Raw genomic sequence first — 19,674 nt, 5'->3', positions numbered from 1 at the left:
GGTGGTCAAGTGGAATACGTCGACTACTTGGGCAACGTCACGCGGTTCGCGGTCGAGCTGGTGAACTCGCCCGCGTCCGCGTCCGACGGGCACCAGATGTTCACCGAACACGAGGTCACCCCGCCCGGCCCGGCCGAGCTGGCACCGCTGCTGAAAGTGATCCGGGCGGCGCTCGGCCAGATCGTCGACGGCGTACCGGTGGACGCGGTCGACACGTTGCTGCGGCGATATCCACCGCGGATGCACCTGTCCGATCACGACGGGGAGGACCATCCGCACATCCACTTCGCGCGCAACGGCGAGGAGCCGGTCCGCTGGATCGGGCAGACCGTCGGCGCGGCCCTCGCACACGTCGCCACCGGTGACCCCGGCCTGACCCTGGGGCGCTGTGCGGCCGACGGCTGCGAAGACTTCTTCGTCGACCAGTCCAAGAACCGCACTCGACGGTTCTGTTCCAACACCTGCGCCAGCCGGACGACGGTCGCGGCCTATCGGGCCCGGAACCGGGTGTAGTAGTTTCGCTGACGTGAACGACGTTCAGCTGGGCGGAACACGGATCATCCCCGTCGTGGCACTGCCCGACGCCGGGCTCGCGCTCGACCTCGGGCAGGCGCTGTGGGCGGGCGGCATCCGGACCATCGAGATCACCCTGCGTACGCCGGCTGCCCTGGCGGCCATCGCGACGCTGGCGGAGCAGAGCGACCTGCTCGTCGGGGCCGGCACCGTGCTCACCGCCGAGCAGGTGGAGCTGGCCGTCGAGGCCGGCGCGAAATACATCCTCAGCCCAGGGTTCTCCTCGACCGTGGTGCGGCGCTGCCAGGAGGTGGGCGTACCGGTGATCCCGGGGATCGCTACCGCGACGGAACTGCAGGCCGCCCTGGAAGCCGGGGTCACGACCGTCAAGTTCTTCCCGGCCGAACAGCTCGGCGGCCCGGCCGGCATCCGCGCGCTGTCCGGTCCGTTCGGCCAGGTCAAGTTCGTGCCGACGGGCGGCGTCTCGCTGGCGAACCTCGCCGGCTACCTCGCCGAGCCCGCCGTGCTCGCGGTCGGCGCTTCCTGGCTGGCCGCCCCGGACCTGCTGGCGAGCGGCGACTTCGCCGAGATCACCCGACGGTCGACCGCGGCCGTCGAGGTGGCCGCGCGATGACCGCGGTCGACCTGGTCGCGCTCGGCGAGGTGATGCTGCGGCTCGACCCCGGCGAGGGACGCGTACGCACGGCGCGCAGCTTCTCCGTCTGGGAAGGCGGCGGCGAGTACAACGTCTCGCGGGCGCTTCGACGGTGTTTCGGGCTGCGTACGGCGATCGTCACGGCGCTGGCCGACAACGAGGTGGGCCGCCTGGTCGAGGACCTCATGCTCGCCGGCGGCGTCGACACGTCGCACGTCACGTGGCTGCCCTACGACGGCATCGGGCGCGAGGTGCGCAACGGGCTCAACTTCGTCGAACGTGGCTTCGGCGTACGCGCGCCGCTGGGGGTGTCCGACCGCGGGAACACCGCGATCGCCCAGCTCCGTCCGTCCGATGTGGATTGGGATGCGCTCTTCGGCGGCGGCGTACGCTGGCTGCACACCGGCGGCATCCTCGCCGGGCTGTCCGACACCACGCCCGACCTGATCGAGGCGGCGATCGACGCGGCCCATCGGCACGGTGCGACCGTCTCATACGACCTCAACTATCGGGCCAGCCTCTGGCACGGCCGGGGCGGCCGCGAACGGGCCCAGGAGGTCAACCGCCGGCTGCTGTCCGGAGTGGACGTGCTCTTCGGGGTGCCCACCGAGGCGCCGGTCTCGGCGGCGACCTTCGCCGGGCACGTGGACGACCTGGTCAAGGAGTTCCCGCGACTCCGCGTCGTCGCCACGACGCTGCGCCGAGTGCACTCCACCAATGTGCACGACTGGGGTGCGATCGTCTGGCGCGACGGTGAGATCGCCGAATCCCGGATGCGGGAAGGACTGGCGGTGCTCGACCGGATCGGCGGCGGCGACGGCTTCGCCTCCGGCCTCATCTACGGACTGCTGACCGGACTCGACCTGAGCCTCGCCGTGGAGTACGGCGTGGCCCACGGGGCGTTGGCGATGACCACCCCAGGCGACACCTCGATGGCGACGCTGGCCGAGGTCGCTGCGCTCGCGACGACGGCGGTCGCCGACGTCAGCCGGTAGACCGATGGGCTGTCAGGCGGTCGCGGTGACGATCACGTAGCCCTTCGGGTCGCGTACGGGGCCGCCGTCGGCGAACAGGGTGGCCGCGTTCTCGCTGAGTGTCGCGATCACGTCGTCGCGCCGCGGGTCGTCGTCGGCCACACCCCAGCCGACCAGACACGAGACCGCGTAGTCGATCATCGGCGCGGGTGCTGGGAAGACCAGCGCGTTGTCGTGGCGGTGCGTTTGTGCGTACCCGAAGATCTGCTCGACCAGCGCGGGAAGATTGCCGTCGTGAACGCTGGCCATGCGCGGACCCCGGCCGACCTCGCCGTGGGGCCGCAGGCGGGCGAAGCCGTGCGTGCCGGCCGAGGTGGCGAGCAGCCCCATCAGGATGGGCATCGTGGTCTCGACGTTGACCACCGCCGCGAAGCGCCCGCCGGGGCGCAACACACGGCGGGCCTCGCGCACGGCGAGCAGTGGATCGGGTACGTGGTAGAGCATGTGACGCGCGGTGACCACATCGAACGCGGCGTCGTCGAAGGGCAGGCGCTGGGCGTCGCCCTCGATCGCGGTGAGGCCCGGCGTCGCCGCGAGCGTGGTCACCGCGGCGGGCGACATGTCGAGCCCGGTGAGCTGGCCGAGGTGTCCCTCCCCGGCCAGCGTCTGGAGGAAGGCGCCCGTGCCGCAGCCGACGTCGAGGAGGTCGTCAGCGGCGCTGAGCCCGACCGCCGCCCGGACCGCCGCGTCGACGTCGTCCGGTTGGGCGCTGTAGAGCCGATGCGTCCGGATGCGCACCCCGAGCGGGTCGAGGGTCGCGTATTGCCGGCGGGCGAGAGAGGCGAGGTCGGTCATGGAGTGGCGCTCCTTTTCAGCACAGGCTAGTCGGGCCCGATCGGCATCGTGGCCACCCAGAACCGGTCGAACGCGTCGGTCACCAGGTCGAACAGGCCGCCCTCGGTCTCCCGCCGCAGGTGCATCAGCGGGCTGAGGAAGTTCTGCACACCGAAGAGATGCTGATTAAGCAGGAGGTCGTCGTCGAACCGGAAGATCGACGAGTACGCCGTGAGGCTGTGCGTCCGCAGTTGCGCCCCGGGTATCGCGCCGATCGGCTCGAAGTAGGAGATCGCCGCCCGTGCGCGGGCGGCGAGTGCTCCGACGAGCCGTTGTTCGGCGGCGCGACGACGCAGGGCCGGGCTGGCCGGATGCGCCATCGCGAGCCGTATCGGCACCCCGTCCTCGGCTTTGCGGGCCAACAGGTCGTCGACGCTGGGGTTGTCCTCCGCCAGGAAGAGCCCCGTGACGCACAGTATGTCGATGCTCGACTTCGCCCCGCGCATCAGCTCGTGCCAGAGCTGCCGAGGCGCTTCGCCACGGTGCGCGTAGAGCCGCACGAAGTCGCGCGGTTGGTTGTCGGGACCCGCGTCGGGTCCGGTGATGGTCGGCCACAGCCAGTCGACCGGTACGCCCAGCCGCCGCGAGACCCGGTCGGCAGTCTTGCGGCGGGGTGTGCGTCCTTCGTAGACCCACCGCTGTGCCGTCTTGCCGTTGACTCCGACGGCGCCGCCGAGCTCCGTTATCGCCAGTCCACTGGCGCGGATGGCTTCGCGCAGCCGTTCGTTTCGCATGGGTCCTCCCCGCGATCCGTTCAATTCCACCACGCGGTTATATCAACGAGCAATCGGGCACGGCAACAAAAACTCCATCGAGGTTCAAAACGCATGGATCCGAACCAGCACAACGCATATTTTCGTGCACCCTACCTGGTTCGATGCCTTGTTGATCTTCGTGCAATGGTGGGACATCGGGGTGCCTTCAATGCGGTAGTGGACGCTATTCGAGCGCGCCTTTTCGAATTGTGCGCGCGCGCACGCAAGGGGATGCGGTAGTGAATTGCGGTACGGCCATATTCTTTATTCGGGATAACGCTGTCAAAAGGGGCGGGGTTGGAGTGGCGCCCGGCCCCGTCATGGGTGGCGCCCGGCCCCCGTCATGGGCGGCGCCTGGTCACTGCGGTCGACAGCGCGCGTCATCGGGACGACGATCCATCTATGGGACTCAATGACAGCGCGCCGACTCGGCGTACGTTCCTGTCCGTATCCGCTGCCGCCACCGCGGCGGCCGCCGTCCTGCCCGCCGCCGCTGCCTCGGCCGGCCCGGCCGGAATCGAACTGGCCGGCGAACCGGCCGACCTGGGCGGCCCGGGCCGGCCGATCACTCCGCAGCGGCCCGACGCCCAGCTCCGCAGCCTGCTGCGGGACATCGACCCGGCGCGGGTGGAGGCCACCGTCCGCCGGCTCGCCGCGTTCGGCACCCGGCATACCTTGTCCACTCAGGATGATCCGGTCCGCGGGATCGGCGCCGCCCGCGACTGGATCTTCGCGCAACTGTCGGCGTACGCCGCCGAGTCGGGCGGCCGGATGACCGTGGAGGTGCAGTCCTACCTCCAGCCGGTCGCCTCCCGGATCCCGGTGCCGACCGTGATCAGCAATATCGTGGCCACGGTGCACGGGCAGATCAGCCCGGACCGGGTCTACGTGATCACCGGGCACTACGACTCCCGCGTCACCGACGTCATGAACGCCACCGGCGACGCGCCCGGCGCGGACGACGACGCGTCCGGGGTCGCCGTCGTCCTGGAACTGGCCCGGGTGATGGCGACCCGGCCGAGCGCGGCGACGATCGTCCTCGCCGCCGTCGCCGGTGAGGAACAGGGTTTGTACGGGTCGGCGTACCTGGCCCAGCAGTTGAAGGCGAACGGCGCCGACGTCCAGGGCATGGTCAGCAACGACATCGTCGGCAGCCCGGTCGGCGACGACGGCGTACGCCACGACCGGCTCGTCCGGATGTTCGCCGAGGGCGTGCCCACCGCCGAGACCGCGGCCGAGGCGGCGACCCGCCGATCCATCGGGGGTGAGAACGATTCGGTCTCCCGTCAGCTCGCCCGATACGCCCTGGCGACCGCCCAGAACGAGCACACCGGCATGAACATCCGTCTCGTCTACCGTCGCGACCGGTACCTGCGCGGCAGCGACCACATCTCGTTCCTCAACCTGGGCTACCCAGGCTGCCGGTTCTCCGAGCCCCGGGAGGACTTCGCCCACCAGCACCAGGACGTACGCGTGGAGAACGGCGTGCAGTATGGGGACCTGCCCGAGTTCTGCGACTTCCGGTACATCGCACGGGTCGCGAAGGTCAACGCCGCCCTGTTCTGGTCGCTCGCCCAAGCCCCCGGTACGCCCAAAGCCGTCAAGATCGACACGTCCGCCCTGACGAACAAGTCGACGCTGCGGTGGACCCGGGGCTCCGAACCGGACCTCGCCGGCTACGAGATCGTGTGGCGGGAGTCGTCGGCTCCGGACTGGACACATGTCGTCGAGGTCGGCGATGTGACGACGGCGACCATCGATCTGTCGAAGGACAACGTGCAGTTCGGCGTACGCGCCGTCGACCAGGCCGGACACCGAAGCCCGGCGGCCGCCCCCACCCCCGGCTGACCGCCCGCGGGCTCACGGGACGCCGGTGATCCCTGCTGGATCAGGGATCCGGGTCGAATCACGCCCAAGATTCGACCGAGATCCCTGATCCAGCCCGATGCCGGGTGTGGGAGCGCCCGATGCCGGGTGTGGGAGCGCCCGAAGGAAGGCTGTGAGCGGGCTGGATATGACCACCGATTCGGTCAGGCGACTATCCGCCGTCCGGCCAGTAAGATCCGCAACCCGTCACGAAGGCATCCCCGGGGTGTCGCGAAGCGTCTTTCCTTGAGTACCCTCACCGCGGGAGGAACGAACCGACATGCGCCGTCGCACGATTTTCGCCACCGCCGCGACTGCCGCGGCGGGCACCTTGCTTGCTGCCTGCAAGGACGACCCCAAGGAGGTCGCGTGGAGCGGCCCCAGCGGTTCGCCGAGCACGAGCACGTCGCCTGCTGACGACGACCCGAACGCGCCGACGCTGACGATCGCGCCCGCGCCTGGGGCCAGTGTCGCCCCGAACGAGCCGGTCGTGGTGACCGCCGTCAACGCGACTCTGCAGACGGTGACGGTGACGACCGGGGGCAAGACGGTCGCCGGTGAGCTGGACGCCGAGAAGACCACCTGGCGCAGCACGTCGTCGTTGCAGTTCGGCAAGACCTACCAGGTGAAGGCGTCCGGCGTGGACTCGGCCGGCAAGCCGCTGGAGCAGACGGCGACGTTCACGACGTTGAAGCCGTCCGGCACGGCGAGCATCACCTTCCAGGCCAACGCGATGACCGGCCTGAAGAACGGCGGCACCTACGGTGTCGGCCAGGTCGTCATCGTGAAGTTCAGCAAGACCCCGACCGACAAGAAGGCGGCGCTCGCGGCGATCAAGGTCACCAGCGAGCCGCAGGTCGAGGGCCGGTGGTACTGGGTCGACAACCGCACGGTGCACTACCGGCCGGAGAAGTTCTGGGCCAAGGGCACCAAGGTCTCGGTCGCGGCCAAGCTGCACGGCGTGCACCTGGGGAAGAACGTCTACGGCGCGGAGAACGAGTCGATCTCCTTCACCATCGGGCCGGCTCGGATCGCGATCGCCGACAACGCCACGCACTACATGCGGGTGACCGTCGACGGCGTACAGGTCAAGAACATCCCGATCAGCATGGGCAAGAACGGCTACGTGACCACGGCCGACGGCGGCCGGGTGCTGTTCCCGACCCGGTCAGGCACGCACGTGGTGATGTCGCGCGAGCTGGAGCACCGGATGACGTCGGCCAGCTACGGCGTCACCGATCCCAAGAATCCCAACTACTACGACGACTTGATCAAGCTCTGCTGCCGCATCTCCTACAGCGGCGAGTTCGTGCACGCCGCGCCGTGGAGTGTCTGGGCGCAGGGCAAGCAGAACGTCTCGCACGGCTGCATCAACATCGCCACGAGCAACGCCCAGTGGTTCTACGACAACTTCCGGCTCGGCGACCCGGTCATCGTCAAGGGCACCGGCCGGCCCCAGCTCATCGGGGACAGCGCGGGCGCCGTCTGGGACGTCGCCTGGTCCAAGATGACGCCGGAGTCCTGAGCCGTTCCGCTACCGTCGTCGCATGACGAGCGACGACAGCGCGCGCCGCGCGGAACTGCTGGCCAAGCTGGTGGACTACTCGCGTGCCCACGGCCTGGCCGACATGTCGCTGCGCCCCCTGGCCGCCGCGGTCGGCTCCAGTCCGCGGGTCCTGCTCTACTTCTTCACCAGCAAAGAGCAACTTGTACGCGAAGTGGTGGCGCACAGTCGCCGTGAACAGGTCGACCTGGTTCAGGCGGAGCTGACCGATCCCTCGTCGGGGGATCCGGTGGGGGAGTCGGCGGTCGATCGGCTCTGGCAGTGGCTGACCGATCCGGACAACGCCCATGTCGAGCGGCTGTTCTTCGAGAGCTACGCGTTGTCGTTGCGGGCCGAACCCGGGCCGTGGGAGGGCTACGGCGCGGCCAGTGTGGCCGAATGGCTGCCGCAGCTGCGCCCGGTCGCCGAACGCCTGATGCCCGGCGCCGATCCGGACGTCGCGGCGACCCTGCTGCTGGCGACGGTACGCGGGCTGCTGCTGGATCGGCTGGCGACGGCCGACTCTCGGCGTACCGATATGGCGCTGGAGATGTTTCTGCGCGGCCTGGACGGGACAGCGTTGACAGCCGACTGAAACGAGTGTTTCACTCGAAGTATGAGTGAAGTGATCCGCGGTCTGGACCAGCCCGGCGACCTGGGCTGGGTCGTGCAGCGTCACGGCGAGATCTACGCCGCCGAGTTCGGCTGGGACACCAGCTTCGAGGCGCTGGTCGCGCGCATCGTGGCCGACTACGCCGAGAAGCGCGATCCCGCGCGGGAACACGCGTGGATCGCCGAGGTCGACGGGCAGCGCGTGGGATGCGTGTTCTGCGTACGCAAGGACGAGCAGACCGCGCAGCTGCGCATCCTGCTGGTCGACCCGATCGCACGCGGGCGCGGCGTGGGGCAGCGGCTGGTCCGCACCTGCCTGGAGTTCGCCCGCGACGTCGGGTACGCGCGGATGATGTTGTGGACCAACGACCCGCTGGCTTCCGCCCGCAAGATCTACCTCGCCGAGGGATTCAAGCTGATCGAATCCGAGGAGCACGACTCGTTCGGCCACCACCTCACCGGCCAGATCTACACCCTCCCCCTGGCGCGCTGACCCCTCTCCTCGTTGAGCATGGAGTCGACCGTGGTCTCGCCGGTGTGTCGAGGGTGACAACTCCATGATCAACGGTGGTGGGTCTGTCTTCACGCGTATCGATCCGGCAGGATGACCCCATGATCCTGGCGGTGACCCTCAACCCGGCGCTCGACATCACCTACCGCGTGGAGGCGATGCGGCCGCACACCTCGCACCGCGTAACCGAGGTCGCCGAACGCCCCGGCGGCAAGGGTCTCAACGTCGCCCGCGTCCTGGCGCAGCTGGGCCAGCCGGTGCTCGCCACCGGGCTGCTCGGCGGGGCGACCGGCGCCCGGATCACCGAACTGCTCGACGGGGTGGAGCACTCGTTCTGGCCGGTCGCGGGGGAGACCCGGCGGACGGTGGCGATCGTCGACGGCCAGGACGCCACGGGCTTTTGGGAACCCGGTCCCGAGGTACGCCCAGCCGAATGGGAGCAGTTCCGTACGCACTTCGCCACGTTGCTGCCCGGGGTCAAGGTCGTCACGCTGTCCGGCTCGCTGCCGCAGGGTGTTCCTGCCGACGCGTACGCGCAGCTCATCGCGCTCGCCCGCGAGGCCGGAGTGATCAGCCTCCTCGACGCCGACGGGGAGGCGCTGACCTTGGGCATCGCAGCCGGACCGGATGTCGTCAAGCCCAACCGCGACGAACTCGGCGACAACACGCCCCGGGAACTGCTCGCGCAGGGAGCGAAGGCTGTCGTGGCCTCGCGAGGCGAGGAGGGCATGGAGGCCGTGACCCCGCACGGCACTTGGCGGGCGATGCCGCCGGAACGGGTGTTCGGCAACCCGACCGGAGCCGGCGACTCCTGTGTGGCCGCGTTGGCCCGTGGTCTGGCGCTCGGAACCGGTTGGCGCGAACTGATCTCGGACGCGGTCGCCGTCTCCGCCGCAGCCGTGGCTTCACCGGTCGCCGGCCACTTCGACGAGCCGTCCTACGAACGCTTCCGCGAGTCCGTACGCGTAGAGGAACTGGCGCACCGTGAGGCGGTCCGGATCATCTGCCTCGACGACGGCGGCCGCATCCTGTTGCAGCACTGGCGTGACCCGGTCACCGGCGACCACCTGTGGGAGCCGCCCGGCGGCGGAGTCGAGGAGGGCGAGGAGCCGTACGCCGCGGCCCGACGCGAACTCGTCGAGGAGACCGGACTCGACCCGGAGCTGATCCGCCCCGACAACGTCGCGGTCCACCGGGACACCCAGTGGAAAGGCCGCCGCTGGGTCGGCGTCGAACCCTTCTACCTGGCCCGATTCCCGGGTTCGCAACCCCCGGTGAAGCCCGTCAAGCTGACGCCGAACGAGCAGACCTCGCTCGTCGAGCAGGCTTGGGTGCACTGGTCGGAGCTGGGGTCGCTGAGCGGCCGGCTCGAACCGCCGCAGCTGCTCTACGTGGTACGCCGGCTCGCCCCGAACGAGCTGCGTCCGCCGTCCTGACCTGAGCGCCGGGCCCTGGCCTCCTGCTACGACAGGGGAACGGCGCTCGGCAGCGGCCGGTCCCCGGCGAGCCGCCGCTTGATCTCGGAGCACAGCGCGGCCGCCTCCGGGTGGCCGACGGTGCGCGCCTGCGCCGCCCAGTGCAACGCGGGCCGGTACGCCCCGACCGCGGCCAGCTCGGCCGCCAAGTCGAACGTGGTCGCCGGGTCCTGGGCGAGGATGCGCCGCCAGTAGTCTGCCTGTTGCTCGACCCCGTACTCGTCCAGCGTCATGATCATCATCCAGATCGCCGCCGAACTCGTCCCCGAAGCAGCCTGCCAGAAGAGAGCGCCGACCCCGAGAGTCTGGGCGAAGCACCGCTGGAGGCGCAAAGACATGCCGGTCCTCTTCTCGGGGAGGGAGATTGTGGACCGGCCGTCAAGGCCGGTGAGGGCACCGGACGGCCGGCACGAGAAGCATGCCATTGCCAACGTGCAAATTGCAGAGCCGTGCGATCACCAATAGTGGACTGAGTGATCGTCGGAACGCGGTCGCGTAGGGTCAGCTCGGCCGCTGAGTATGCAGGGCCTTGTAGAGCCGCAGCCGCGCTGGTAGCTCGGTGCGGCCGGCGATGCCGAGTTTCGCGTACACCTTGAACAAATGATTGTCCGGAGTGCGGTGCGAGACCACGAGCTGGTCGGCGATCGCGCGGCTGGACATTCCCGTGGCCGCCATGTCCGCGATCTCCAGCTCGCGCTCGGTGAGTGCAGTCATGCCCAGATTCAGCGCGGGTGTCTGGACGCCTTCGATCTGCCCCAGCAGGTCCGCGAGGCGGAAGGCGATCGCGTCGCTCGGCTTGATCTGGTACGCCTGCGCGGCCGCCTCGGTGGCGAAGAGCGTGAGGCGCAGCCGGCCGTATTCCTCCACGATCGACTTGAGCTCGGTGACGTCGCCGGTGAGCAGGGCGTGGGTGTGGCGCGCGGCGGCCTGAGCCAACGGTCCTTCCACCTTGGACGCCAGCTCGGCCATCCGGTCGCCGGTCTCGGCGTCGGCGAGCCCGGCGCGAGTGAGGGTGTGGTGCGCGAGCACTTCCAGCGCGGAGAACCCGTTACGGCGCAGAATTCCGATCAGATCGTCGGCGGCCGCCCGGGCCGCCTCCATCCGACCGGCGCTCGCGTCGACCTGGATGCGGGCCAGACCCACCCACGGCAGGTGGTTCTGCCGCGCCCGGGTCAACGTCCGCTCGGCCTCCACGAGGTAGTCCTCGGCCGCGCCGTCGCCGTTGACCGCCGCGCACTGCGCCAGTTCGGCGTAGACGGCCGGCAGGAAGATCCGGCCACCCGTGTGGAGATGACCGAGCGCGCCCTGGGCGAGCCGCTGCGCCTGGCGGGTGCTGCCGAGCATACGCAGCGCCTGTGCGCGGTTGAGCACCTGCTGGCCTTCGAGCACCGGGAAGAACTCCGGCTGGTCCGGCGCGCCCTGGATGTGGATGACGTCGCCGGCGAGCAGTGAGGCCTGGCCCAGCGTGTAGTGGATCGAGTTGCTCAGGTACGGCATCTCCGGGATCAGGGAGAGGCTGCTGCGTTCCATCGGCACGATCGCGCGCAGCGCCGCCATCGGCTCACCGCGCCACGCACGCATCGCGAGCTGGAGGGTCACCGCGAACTGCTTGGCCGCCTCCGACGAGTACGGGTCGGCGTTGATGTCGGCGAGCAGCTTGTCGAGGTCTTCGTAGAAGGCGTAGAACATCCGCTCGGGCGCGATGTGCGCCCGGATCCACGCCCGCGTGGTCGGATCGGTGACCCGCCCGATGGCGTCGTCGAGCACCGCGAGCGGATCGGAGTCGTCGATCGCGGTCATCTGCTGGACGCTGCGGGCGACCGCGATCCGGGCCACCTCCCAGTCGCTGGTGTGCTCGCGCGCGGCCTCGTCGAGCAGTTCGAGCGCCTTCTGCGGATCGCCGTTGAGCCCGACGGCGGTGGCGAACAGCTCCTGCGCCGGGAAGCCGGCCCCGGCGTTGTTGGCCGCCTCGGCCAGCCGGGCGGCGAGCCGCGTATCCAGATCGGCGAAGGCGAGCCCCGCCGCGCGCAGTAGCTGACTCGGGTCGGTCGCGGTCCGGCTGTCGAGCCGCAGGACGGCCACCCGCAGCAGATCCTGCCGCCGGCGGGCGCCGGTGGACTCGATCAGCTCGGCGAGCTGCGCCCGCCGCTTGTGCGCCCGGGTGACGCTGATGCTGTGCCGCAGCACTTCGCCGTAGATCGGATGGGTGAGGCGGACGTTCTGCCGCTTGCCGTCCTCCACGACGCGGATCAACAGCGAGTCCTCGGCCTGCGCGACCGGGCCCTCGCCGCACTCGCGCTGAATCAGGTTCAGGCCGATCGGCTCGCCGAGCGCCACCAGTTCCAGCACCTTGCGGACGGGGTCTTCGAGGCGGCCGATGCGCTCGTCCACGAGCTGGTTCAGCGCCGGGTCGGTGGGCAGCTTGCCGCTCCACGTCCAGCTGCCGTGCTCCAGCGTCAGCTCGGGGGTGCCCTCCAGGCTGGTCAGCACCTCGCGCAGCAACAGCGCGTTGCCCTCGGTGATCTGCCACAGCCGGGTCGCGCTCGCCTGCTGGACCGGCGCCTGCAGCACCTTGCCGAGCAGCTCGGTCGTCTGCTGTTCGTCGAGCGCCTTGACCTCGGTCCGTTCGACGAGGTCGTCCTTCCAGAGGGTGCTGATCGCGTCGGGTACCGGCGTCTCGGAGCGGTGCGTGGCGATCAGCGTCGCCGCACCGCTGCGGCACGCGTACAGCACGACGGTGGCGCCGAGCGGGTCGAGCAGATGGATGTCGTCGACCACGAGGATCGTCGGAAGCTCGCCGCCGTGCGCGCGGATGGCGTCGAGCGCCCAGCGCAGCAGCAAAGTGGGGTTCGCGCCCATCGGCGGGGTCGGTGGCAGGATCTCCGCGAACGCGCCCAGCGGCAGGTTCGCCGTCGCGGCCGTCGCCGCTGCCGCCAGGTAGGGGAAGCGGGTACGGTCCAGTTTGGTCAGCACCTCGCGCAGTAGCCGGCTCTTGCCGACACCGGCGGCTCCACTCAGGACCACGCCACGCGGAGTCGATGCGGTAACCGATTTCAGTACCGAGTCACGCTCAGCGTGACGACCGACAAATTGCCACGGTTCGCCCACCGGTGCAGAGTACCGACATTAGAGATCCATCGGGTCGTCCGTTCGTATGGACATTCCGGTCAGTTCTAGTGCGGTAACACGGCGTGTCGACCTTGACTCATAATCTCCACCATGCCGGTACGCCGTCAGATCGTCGTCGCACTTGCTCTCGTTCTCTGCGGTATCGGGATTCTGGCGCTGCCGGCCGGGCTCGAAGGCCCACGAGTGATCCGCTTCGGACCCGGGCACGGCCCGTCCCTGCTGGACCTTGTCGGCATCGCCCTGGTGACACCCGGCGGCCTCTGGCTCCTGTACGTGATCTTCAGCCGGCTCGCGGCCGTACGATTGCCCAGCGGAGCGCTCTTCGGGTTAGGCGCGGGCTTCGGCCTCGGCCTCGGGCTGACGGTCGCCTCCGTCTTCGCCGACTTCTCCGCCTGGTGGATCCTCGGGCTGTCGCTCGTAACCTTGATCGAGATCTTCCTGATCGCCGGAACCTGGAGGCGCGCGTGAGCACACAGTTCGGCGAGGTCGCCGACCTCTACGACGAAGTACGCCCGGATCTCCCGGCCGAACTGGCCGACCAGATCCTCGGCTACGCCGCCCACATCGGACCCGTGACCAGCGCCGTCGAGGTGGGCGCCGGGACCGGCAAAGCGACGATCCTGTTCGCCGGCCATGGCTTCCCGATCACCTGCGTCGAGCCCGATCCGCGGATGGCCGCCGTGCTGCGCCAGCGCGTGCCGGACGTCGCGATCGAAGTGTCGAAGTTCGAAGACTGGACGCCCCCGGCCGGCGGAGTCACGCTGATCTACGCCGCGCTCTCCTGGCACTGGGTGACCCCGGTCGCCCGCGCGCAGCACGCCGAACGTGCCCTCGCTCCCGGTGGCACGCTCGCGCTCGTCAGCGCGCGTTCGTCCTACGCCGACCCCGAGGTCAAAGCCGCGATGGAGCCCCTTTTCGGCCCCGACAAGCCCCGCCCGCCGATCGCCGACTGGGGCGTCGCCGAACTTCGCGACCACACCGCTCTGACCGACATCGAGGTGCGCCTCCTCGACCGTGTTCTCCCGTACGAGCCCGAGCAGTTCATCGCGCTGCACCAGACGACTTCGTGGTACCGGATGCTGCCGCCCGAGGAGCAGACGGCCAAACTGACGGCGATGCGCGAGGTTACGACGGCGTACGCCGACCGGCTCGACATGACGATCGGCAACACGCTGATCCTCGCCCGCCGCGTTTGACACGTCGTCCGCGCGGCGACTAGGCCGCGACGGTGCGGAAAGTCGCCCGGTACGCCTGAGGCGTAGTCCCCAGCCGCTTGCTGAAGTGGTGGCGCATCGCGGCGGCGTCGCCGAAGCCGCAGCGGACTGCGACCACATCGATCCCGAGGTCGGTCTCCTCGAGGACCTGACGGGCGAGCAGGACCCGCTGGGTCGTGAGCCAGTCGTGCGGGGTCGCCCCGGTCTCCGCCTTGAAGCGGCGGGCGAACGTACGCGGCGCCATGTAGACGCTGGCGGCCAGCGAGTCCACGCTGTGCGGGCGGTCGAGGTTCTCGGAGATCCAGAGGAGCAGCGGGCTGAGCGTCGGCGCGTCCGGTTCCTCGGGCAGGGGGATGTCGACGAACTGGGCTTGGCAGCCGTCGCGGTGCGGCGGGACGACCATGCGGCGGGCGAGTTTGGTGGCCAGCGCCGCGCCTTGCTCTCGGCGTACCAGGTGGAGGCAGAGGTCGATGCCGGCCGCGGTTCCGGCGCTCGTCAGCAGGTTGCCGTCGTCGACGTAGAGGACTCGGGGGTCCACTTCGGCCAGCGGGAAGCGGCGTTGCAGTTCGTCGGCGAACTTCCAGTGGGTGGTGCATTCGCGTCCGTCGAGCAGGCCGGCTTCGCCGAGCAGGAAGGCACCCGAGCACACGGACAGGACGATCGCGCCCCGTTCGTGGGCGTCGCGCAGAGCTACGGCGGCGGCTTCGGGGACGACGGAGTCGATGGGGTGGGCCGGGACGGCGACGAGATCGGCGTACGCGAGCGGGGCCAGATCAGCGTGCGGCGTCAGGTCGAATCCCGACCGTGTACGCACCGGTCCGCCGTCCACGCTGCACACCTGGAACTCGTACGGCGGGAAGCCGTCGTCGGTCCGATCGGTGCCGAAGACCTCGCACAGGGTGCCGAGTTCGAAGGGGGCGATCTGGTCGAGGGCCAGCACGGCGACCTTCTGGAGGGGCATGTGACCCAGGCTACCGCGATACTGGCAGGATTTCGAGGTCGACGGTCAATCCGGCCACTTTCTGCGGAAGCATCTACGCGCGAGAATTGTTCCTACAAGGGTTCCCACCTCACCGAACGGACGGTTTTCGCCATGTTGTTCGTCCTGATCACGACGGTCGTCGTCACCATCGCCGGGCTCGCCGGCTGGACGGCCGACAGCCGGGACGGCGCGCGCTGGTACCCGGTCTCCCGCTGACCCAGCGGGCACCGAGCCGGCGACCACCGCAGCACCGAAGCACCACCGAAGCAGCACCACCGCTGGAGCAATGACGCTCGCGGACGCACCACCCCGCTGATCCACCACTGAGCCGGTCCCGCGCGACGAATGCGCGCGGTCGACCCACACCGGACTGACGGCCCGAAGCGCGACGAGCGCATCGGGCCGTTACGCCATCCGGCCTAGTCCATGGTTATTCGACGCTCGGCGCCTGGTAGCCGGCCGACGCACAGGCCTCGTCGCGTTCGGCCCGGGTCGCCTCCTCCCGCGCGAGCAGCGTGATGAACTCGGTGAGCTGAGCGTCGTCCGGCCCGGCGGGCGCGGTCTCCAGGAACTCCGCGAGCCGGCGGGCGGCCTTGGCCGACTCCTTCGCGGCCTCGCGGGCGCGATGCAACTGGCCGATCTGTTCGACGGTCATGCCCTCACGGTCCCACGGCCGCGCGGCGTTCCGCGCCGGAATGGCATCATCGTCCGATGCGGCCGACCATGATCCTGGACGACATCGAGATCATCATGCTCGAAGACGGGTCCGGCCCGTTCTTCTCGCCGCGCGAGGAGGTGTTCCCGGCGACGCCCGAGCAGTGGGCCGACGCCGACGCCTTCGACCCGGGGGCGCGTACCGAGGACGGGGAGTGGCTGCTGCGCTTCCGGTGCTTCGCCCTGCGCCGCCCGAACGGCCGGGTGGTCCTCGTCGACGCCGGAATCGGCCCGGCCGACGCGCCGTCGGCGTCCTGGGCCCCGGTCCCCGGACGACTCCCCGAGGAACTGGCGGACGCCGGCATCGAGCGGGACGACGTCGAGACCGTCGTGCTGACGCACGTGCACACCGACCACATCGGGTGGGCGGTCACCGGCGGCACGCCCTACTTCCGCAACGCGCGCTACCTGCTGCAATCAGCCGACCTGCCGACCTTCGCGTTCACCGGCCCACTCACCGCCACCGGCCAGCTCGACCTGCTCGACGGCGACGCCCGGCTCGCGCCCGGCATCGAGATCCTCGCGACGCCCGGGCACACGCCCGGCCACCAGTCCGTCCTTGTTCACGACCGGCTCCTGGTCACCGGGGACCTGCTGGTCCACGCGCTCCAACTGCTCCATCCGACCATCGAGTACGCGCATGAGGTGGACCCGGCGCTGGCGCGTACGTCCCGGCTGGCCGCCTTGGGCGCGCTCGGCGGCGACGGAATCCTCGCCACCCCGCACCTGACCGAACCGTTCCTACGAATGCCCGCGACTTCGGCGCTGTAGTAGCGTCGCGGGGTGCCTGAAGGTCATACGATTCACCGGCTCGCCGCCCGTCACGCGGAGCTGTTCGGTGGGCGGCCGGTACGCGTGAGCAGCCCGCAGGGGCGGTTCGAAGCGGGCGCCGAGCTGATCTCGGGGAGCGTGCTGCGCCGGACGGAGGCGTACGGCAAGCATCTGCTGCATCACTATGACGGACACAGCTTGCACGTGCATCTCGGCTTGTACGGCGTCTTCAGCGACGGCGAGGGCGCTGCGCCGGAACCGATCGGGCAGGTACGCCTTCGGCTGGAGTCGTCGGCGTACTGGCTGGATCTGCGGGGACCGGCCGCGTGCGAGCTCCTGGATCCGCCCGAGGTCGAGGCGCTCAAGGGCCGGCTGGGCGCCGATCCGCTTCGCGACGACGGCGACCCCGACATGGCGTACAAGCGGATCCACCGCAGCTCGCTGGCGGTGGCCACGTTGCTGATGGACCAGAAGATCGTGGCCGGCTGTGGTCTGGTGTACGCGTGTGAGGTGCTGTTCCGTGCGGGCATCGAGCCGACCCGCCCCGGTACGCGAATCACGCCGGACGAGTGGGCGTTGCTCTGGAAGGATCTTCAGGAGCTGATGCGCGAGGGCGTCCGCCGGGGCCGGATCGACACAGTTCATGCCAGTCATACGCCCGAGGTGATGGGCCGGGCGCCGCGTGTCGACCGGCATGGCGGCGAGGTCTACGTTTATCGTCGGGCCGGTCAGCCCTGTCTGCTGTGCGGCACGGAGATCCGGCGCGGGACGCTCGCCGCGCGCAACTCTTATTGGTGTCCGCGCTGTCAGGCGGGAACCGCCGCCGGGTCTTGACCGTCCCAGGCTCATGAACGGAACTCGCTTGCTCCTTCCGCTGCTCGCGGCGGTGCTCCTGACGGGCGCCGCCTGCGCGAAGGCCGACTCCGGTACGCCCGGCGACACCGGCTCCACGGGGTCCTACGCCGCTGACGCGGCCGTCGTCCAAGTCTCTTATGTCGGCGGGTTCGTCTCGCCCGACATGCTCGTCACACGGCTGCCGTTGATCAGCGTGTACGGCGACGGCCGGGTGGTGACGGAGGGGCCGGTGATCGCGATCTATCCCGGTCCGGCGTTGCCGAACGTCCAGGTGCAGCAGATCTCGGTGGCCGATGTGGACAAGCTCGTCAAGCTCGGCGTGGACGCCGGGGTCGGGGCGAGCACCGACTACGGGCAGCCGGGCGTCACCGACGCGCCGGACACGAAGTTCGCGGTGCTCACCACGTCAGGACTGAAGACCAGCCAGGTCTACGCCCTCGGCGAGGCCAACGGCAGTGGCTTGACCGATGCTCAGGTGCAGGCGCGGGCGAAGCTCAAGGCGTACCTGGCTCAGCTGACCGATCTGCCGAAGACGCTCGGCCAGGACGCGGTCTCGGCCTCGAAGCCGTACGAGGCGAAGGGGCTCGCCGCGGTCTCCCGGACCTGGAACGCCGACTCCAGCGGAGTCGGTCAGCAGCCCGAGATCGCCTGGCCGGGTCCGGCCCTGCCGGGTGAGCCCGTCCGGACCGGCTTCGAGCTGGGCTGCGTGACGGTCACCGGCGACCAGTTGACGGCGACGCTGGACGCGGCGAAGAAGGCGAACACGGCCACGCCGTGGACCTCGGGTGGCAAGCGCTGGTCGGTGACGTTCCGGCCGCTGCTGCCCGACGAGGCGAGCTGCGCCGACCTCAAGGACTGAGAAGCTCTCTGCGGATCACGGTTACGCATGCCTCCCGCGACCGAGGTGGCATGGGTAACCGTGATCCGCAGGTAAAGGCAGGGTCACGCCGGGGTGGCGAGGCGTGTCCGTAGGGCGGGCATGAGGCGGGCGAGCAGCAGAGCCCCGATGACCCCGGTGAGCGCTGCGGTCCACCACACCGCCCCCGGTCCCGCGTACGCGAAGAGGAACGTCGTGAGGGCGGGTCCGGCGAGCCGGGCGAGCGACCCGGCCCAGATCATCGCGCCCTGGTAGCGACCTTGGGCGTGGGCCGGGGCCAGGTCGGCGGCGATGCCACCGGCGACGATGCCGGCGGCGACTTCGCCGACGGACCAGATCGCCGCGCTGAGGGCATAGCCGACGGGGGTGTGGACGAGGCCGGTCGTCCCGATGCCGACGCCCACGACGATCCAGGCCCCGGCGAGCACCTGCAGCCGGCCGAATCGGGCGAGCCGCGGATACAGCACCGGCTGGAGCAGGACGACCAGGACGGCGTTGACGACGGCGACCGCGCCGAAGACTGCCGGGCTGAGGTTGTCGAGGCGGATCGACAGCGGGATGGCGTACTCGGTGAGGCTGTAGACGATCTCCTGGGCCAGGTCGAGTCCGATGAAGGCCAGCATGAGCCGGTCGGCGAACAGGACGCCGTAGCCGCCGCGTTCGTTCGCGCGCCGGGCGGTGGCGACCCGGGGCAGGAACATGGCCGCGATCACCGCGAAGATGAGGCAGGTGATCCCGTCGATCGCGAAGAGCAGGGCGTACCCGTGGGCGGCCAGGAACCCGGCCATCGCGGCCGCGCCGGCGGCGCCGATGTTGAACGCCCAGTGCATGAGACTGAAGGCCCGCGTACGCCGTTCGCCGGTCACCGAAGCGGCGACGAGGGCGTTGGCGGCGGGCGGATACAGCTTGCCGGTGAGCCCGACCAGGACGGCGGCCACCGTCATGAGCGCGATCGTGGGCGCGACGTAGAGCGCGCCGAGCGCCGCCGGGGCGGCGACCAGGCCCACGATCAGGGCCGATCGGGGTCCGATCCGGTCGGCGAGCCACCCGCCCGCGACCGATCCGGCGGCGCCGCCGAAGCCGAGCGCCACCACGATCGTGCCGGTGGCGGAGGTCGAGACGCCCTGGGCGCCGAGGAAGAAGACGAGGAACGGCACCACCATGGTGCCGATTCGGTTGGCGAGCGTACCGGCGGCGACGATCCAGAAGGTGCGGGGCAGGTCGCTGAACAGCCCGGTGCGGGGTGCGGCGATTGTGCTGGTGGCCATGATCGTAGCCTCAGGTCTCCGCCGAGCCCGGAGTACTGTTTTAGTCGGAGCTGAATGTTGAGGAGG

Annotated in this window: 20 protein-coding genes and 1 pseudogene; 14 read left to right on the top strand and 7 right to left on the bottom strand. The window is 69.9% G+C overall.

Features of this window, described 5'->3' with window-relative positions; genetic code table 11:
- The first annotated feature begins 9 nt into the window (after positions 1–9).
- Genes HDA40_RS11165 through HDA40_RS11155 form a run of 3 tightly spaced genes read left to right on the top strand, consistent with a single transcriptional unit; the run spans position 10 to position 2,163 of the window.
- Complete coding sequence (locus tag HDA40_RS11165; RefSeq protein WP_253754703.1) at positions 10–513, top strand: CGNR zinc finger domain-containing protein; 504 nt, start codon at positions 10–12, stop codon at positions 511–513.
- Positions 514–526: 13 nt separating this feature from the next.
- The gene (locus HDA40_RS11160) at positions 527–1,147 is read left to right on the top strand and encodes a bifunctional 4-hydroxy-2-oxoglutarate aldolase/2-dehydro-3-deoxy-phosphogluconate aldolase (RefSeq protein WP_253754701.1); all 621 of its coding nucleotides are present in this window, start codon (positions 527–529) and stop codon (positions 1,145–1,147) included.
- A complete protein-coding gene (locus tag HDA40_RS11155; RefSeq protein WP_253754699.1) occupies positions 1,144–2,163 on the top strand; it encodes a sugar kinase in 1,020 nt (339 codons plus the stop codon). The genes HDA40_RS11160 and HDA40_RS11155 overlap by 4 nt, the downstream gene beginning before the upstream one ends.
- 12 nt (positions 2,164–2,175) lie before the next feature.
- Here HDA40_RS11155 and HDA40_RS11150 read toward each other — a convergent pair whose 3' ends face one another.
- Together HDA40_RS11150 and HDA40_RS11145 are read right to left on the bottom strand one after the other, a co-directional pair.
- A complete protein-coding gene (locus HDA40_RS11150) occupies positions 2,176–2,997 on the bottom strand; it encodes a class I SAM-dependent methyltransferase (protein WP_253754697.1) in 822 nt (273 codons plus the stop codon).
- A gap of 26 nt (positions 2,998–3,023) precedes the next feature.
- A complete protein-coding gene (locus tag HDA40_RS11145; RefSeq protein ID WP_253754695.1) occupies positions 3,024–3,770 on the bottom strand; it encodes a helix-turn-helix domain-containing protein in 747 nt (248 codons plus the stop codon).
- A gap of 423 nt (positions 3,771–4,193) precedes the next feature.
- Between HDA40_RS11145 and HDA40_RS11140 the strand changes: the two genes are divergently transcribed.
- The 6 genes and pseudogenes from HDA40_RS11140 to HDA40_RS11115 all read left to right on the top strand — a co-directional run bounded on the left by HDA40_RS11140 (position 4,194) and on the right by HDA40_RS11115 (position 9,759).
- Positions 4,194–5,639: a M28 family metallopeptidase gene (locus HDA40_RS11140; RefSeq protein WP_253754693.1), complete on the top strand. Its 1,446-nt coding sequence runs from the start codon at positions 4,194–4,196 to the stop codon at positions 5,637–5,639.
- A 298-nt stretch (positions 5,640–5,937) separates the two neighbouring features.
- Complete coding sequence (locus HDA40_RS11135) at positions 5,938–7,182, top strand: L,D-transpeptidase (RefSeq protein ID WP_253754691.1); 1,245 nt, start codon at positions 5,938–5,940, stop codon at positions 7,180–7,182.
- 22 nt (positions 7,183–7,204) lie between these two features.
- Positions 7,205–7,795, top strand: coding sequence for a TetR/AcrR family transcriptional regulator (locus tag HDA40_RS11130; RefSeq protein WP_253754689.1), 591 nt, complete (start codon positions 7,205–7,207; stop codon positions 7,793–7,795).
- A gap of 21 nt (positions 7,796–7,816) precedes the next feature.
- A complete protein-coding gene (locus HDA40_RS11125; RefSeq protein ID WP_253754687.1) occupies positions 7,817–8,305 on the top strand; it encodes a GNAT family N-acetyltransferase in 489 nt (162 codons plus the stop codon).
- A gap of 119 nt (positions 8,306–8,424) precedes the next feature.
- A pseudogene (locus tag HDA40_RS11120) lies at positions 8,425–9,282 on the top strand (1-phosphofructokinase family hexose kinase); the annotation flags it as partial.
- 15 nt (positions 9,283–9,297) lie between these two features.
- On the top strand, positions 9,298–9,759 hold the full coding sequence (locus tag HDA40_RS11115; RefSeq protein WP_253763604.1) for an NUDIX domain-containing protein: 462 nt from the start codon (positions 9,298–9,300) through the stop codon (positions 9,757–9,759).
- Between the two features lie 26 nt (positions 9,760–9,785).
- Here HDA40_RS11115 and HDA40_RS11110 read toward each other — a convergent pair whose 3' ends face one another.
- Both HDA40_RS11110 and HDA40_RS42065 read right to left on the bottom strand, forming a co-directional pair.
- The gene (locus HDA40_RS11110; RefSeq protein WP_253754684.1) at positions 9,786–10,136 is read right to left on the bottom strand and encodes a hypothetical protein; all 351 of its coding nucleotides are present in this window, start codon (positions 10,134–10,136) and stop codon (positions 9,786–9,788) included.
- A 163-nt stretch (positions 10,137–10,299) separates the two neighbouring features.
- Complete coding sequence (locus tag HDA40_RS42065; RefSeq protein WP_253754682.1) at positions 10,300–12,906, bottom strand: LuxR C-terminal-related transcriptional regulator; 2,607 nt, start codon at positions 12,904–12,906, stop codon at positions 10,300–10,302.
- Positions 12,907–13,017: 111 nt separating this feature from the next.
- Between HDA40_RS42065 and HDA40_RS11100 the strand changes: the two genes are divergently transcribed.
- A complete protein-coding gene (locus HDA40_RS11100) occupies positions 13,018–13,395 on the top strand; it encodes a hypothetical protein (protein WP_253754680.1) in 378 nt (125 codons plus the stop codon).
- Entirely contained in the window at positions 13,392–14,123 is a 732-nt protein-coding gene (locus HDA40_RS11095) for a class I SAM-dependent methyltransferase (protein ID WP_253754678.1), read from the top strand. Before HDA40_RS11100 ends, HDA40_RS11095 begins: the two co-directional genes overlap by 4 nt.
- A gap of 19 nt (positions 14,124–14,142) precedes the next feature.
- On the opposite strand, the gene HDA40_RS11090 is transcribed toward HDA40_RS11095, so the two are convergent.
- The gene (locus HDA40_RS11090) at positions 14,143–15,102 is read right to left on the bottom strand and encodes a GlxA family transcriptional regulator (RefSeq protein ID WP_253754676.1); all 960 of its coding nucleotides are present in this window, start codon (positions 15,100–15,102) and stop codon (positions 14,143–14,145) included.
- 451 nt (positions 15,103–15,553) lie between these two features.
- The gene (locus tag HDA40_RS11085) at positions 15,554–15,778 is read right to left on the bottom strand and encodes a hypothetical protein (protein WP_253754674.1); all 225 of its coding nucleotides are present in this window, start codon (positions 15,776–15,778) and stop codon (positions 15,554–15,556) included.
- A 56-nt stretch (positions 15,779–15,834) separates the two neighbouring features.
- Here HDA40_RS11085 and HDA40_RS11080 point away from each other — a divergent pair, with 56 nt between their 5' ends.
- The 3 genes from HDA40_RS11080 to HDA40_RS11070 are packed head-to-tail and all read left to right on the top strand — an operon-like array spanning position 15,835 to position 18,322.
- Complete coding sequence (locus HDA40_RS11080; protein WP_253754671.1) at positions 15,835–16,608, top strand: MBL fold metallo-hydrolase; 774 nt, start codon at positions 15,835–15,837, stop codon at positions 16,606–16,608.
- 12 nt (positions 16,609–16,620) lie between these two features.
- On the top strand, positions 16,621–17,442 hold the full coding sequence (locus tag HDA40_RS11075; protein WP_253754669.1) for an Fpg/Nei family DNA glycosylase: 822 nt from the start codon (positions 16,621–16,623) through the stop codon (positions 17,440–17,442).
- A gap of 13 nt (positions 17,443–17,455) precedes the next feature.
- Complete coding sequence (locus HDA40_RS11070) at positions 17,456–18,322, top strand: hypothetical protein (RefSeq protein ID WP_253754667.1); 867 nt, start codon at positions 17,456–17,458, stop codon at positions 18,320–18,322.
- Between the two features lie 83 nt (positions 18,323–18,405).
- Here HDA40_RS11070 and HDA40_RS11065 read toward each other — a convergent pair whose 3' ends face one another.
- Positions 18,406–19,608 (bottom strand): MFS transporter, encoded by a 1,203-nt coding sequence (locus HDA40_RS11065; RefSeq protein WP_253754665.1) that lies wholly within the window; start codon positions 19,606–19,608, stop codon positions 18,406–18,408.
- Positions 19,609–19,674 lie beyond the last annotated feature (66 nt).

The sequence above is a fragment of the Hamadaea flava genome, assembly GCF_024172085.1.
Lineage (GTDB): Bacteria > Actinomycetota > Actinomycetes > Mycobacteriales > Micromonosporaceae > Hamadaea > Hamadaea flava.
The sequence above is the reverse complement of the archived record's forward strand: the minus strand, read 5'-3'. Positions and strand labels throughout refer to the sequence as shown.

What these genes read in the sequence shown, in the direction of transcription:
- HDA40_RS11155 (WP_253754699.1), top strand. Translation starts at nt 1,144, where the DNA reads ATGACCGCGGTCGACCTGGTCGCGCTCGGCGAGGTGATGCTGCGGCTC.
- HDA40_RS11150 (WP_253754697.1), bottom strand. Translation starts at nt 2,997, where the DNA reads ATGACCGACCTCGCCTCTCTCGCCCGCCGGCAATACGCGACCCTCGAC.
- HDA40_RS11145 (WP_253754695.1), bottom strand. Translation starts at nt 3,770, where the DNA reads ATGCGAAACGAACGGCTGCGCGAAGCCATCCGCGCCAGTGGACTGGCG.
- HDA40_RS11140 (WP_253754693.1), top strand. Translation starts at nt 4,194, where the DNA reads ATGGGACTCAATGACAGCGCGCCGACTCGGCGTACGTTCCTGTCCGTA.
- HDA40_RS11135 (WP_253754691.1), top strand. Translation starts at nt 5,938, where the DNA reads ATGCGCCGTCGCACGATTTTCGCCACCGCCGCGACTGCCGCGGCGGGC.
- HDA40_RS11130 (WP_253754689.1), top strand. Translation starts at nt 7,205, where the DNA reads ATGACGAGCGACGACAGCGCGCGCCGCGCGGAACTGCTGGCCAAGCTG.
- HDA40_RS11125 (WP_253754687.1), top strand. Translation starts at nt 7,817, where the DNA reads ATGAGTGAAGTGATCCGCGGTCTGGACCAGCCCGGCGACCTGGGCTGG.
- HDA40_RS11110 (WP_253754684.1), bottom strand. Translation starts at nt 10,136, where the DNA reads ATGTCTTTGCGCCTCCAGCGGTGCTTCGCCCAGACTCTCGGGGTCGGC.
- HDA40_RS11100 (WP_253754680.1), top strand. Translation starts at nt 13,018, where the DNA reads ATGCCGGTACGCCGTCAGATCGTCGTCGCACTTGCTCTCGTTCTCTGC.
- HDA40_RS11090 (WP_253754676.1), bottom strand. Translation starts at nt 15,102, where the DNA reads ATGCCCCTCCAGAAGGTCGCCGTGCTGGCCCTCGACCAGATCGCCCCC.
- HDA40_RS11085 (WP_253754674.1), bottom strand. Translation starts at nt 15,778, where the DNA reads ATGACCGTCGAACAGATCGGCCAGTTGCATCGCGCCCGCGAGGCCGCG.
- HDA40_RS11080 (WP_253754671.1), top strand. Translation starts at nt 15,835, where the DNA reads ATGCGGCCGACCATGATCCTGGACGACATCGAGATCATCATGCTCGAA.
- HDA40_RS11070 (WP_253754667.1), top strand. Translation starts at nt 17,456, where the DNA reads ATGAACGGAACTCGCTTGCTCCTTCCGCTGCTCGCGGCGGTGCTCCTG.
- HDA40_RS11065 (WP_253754665.1), bottom strand. Translation starts at nt 19,608, where the DNA reads ATGGCCACCAGCACAATCGCCGCACCCCGCACCGGGCTGTTCAGCGAC.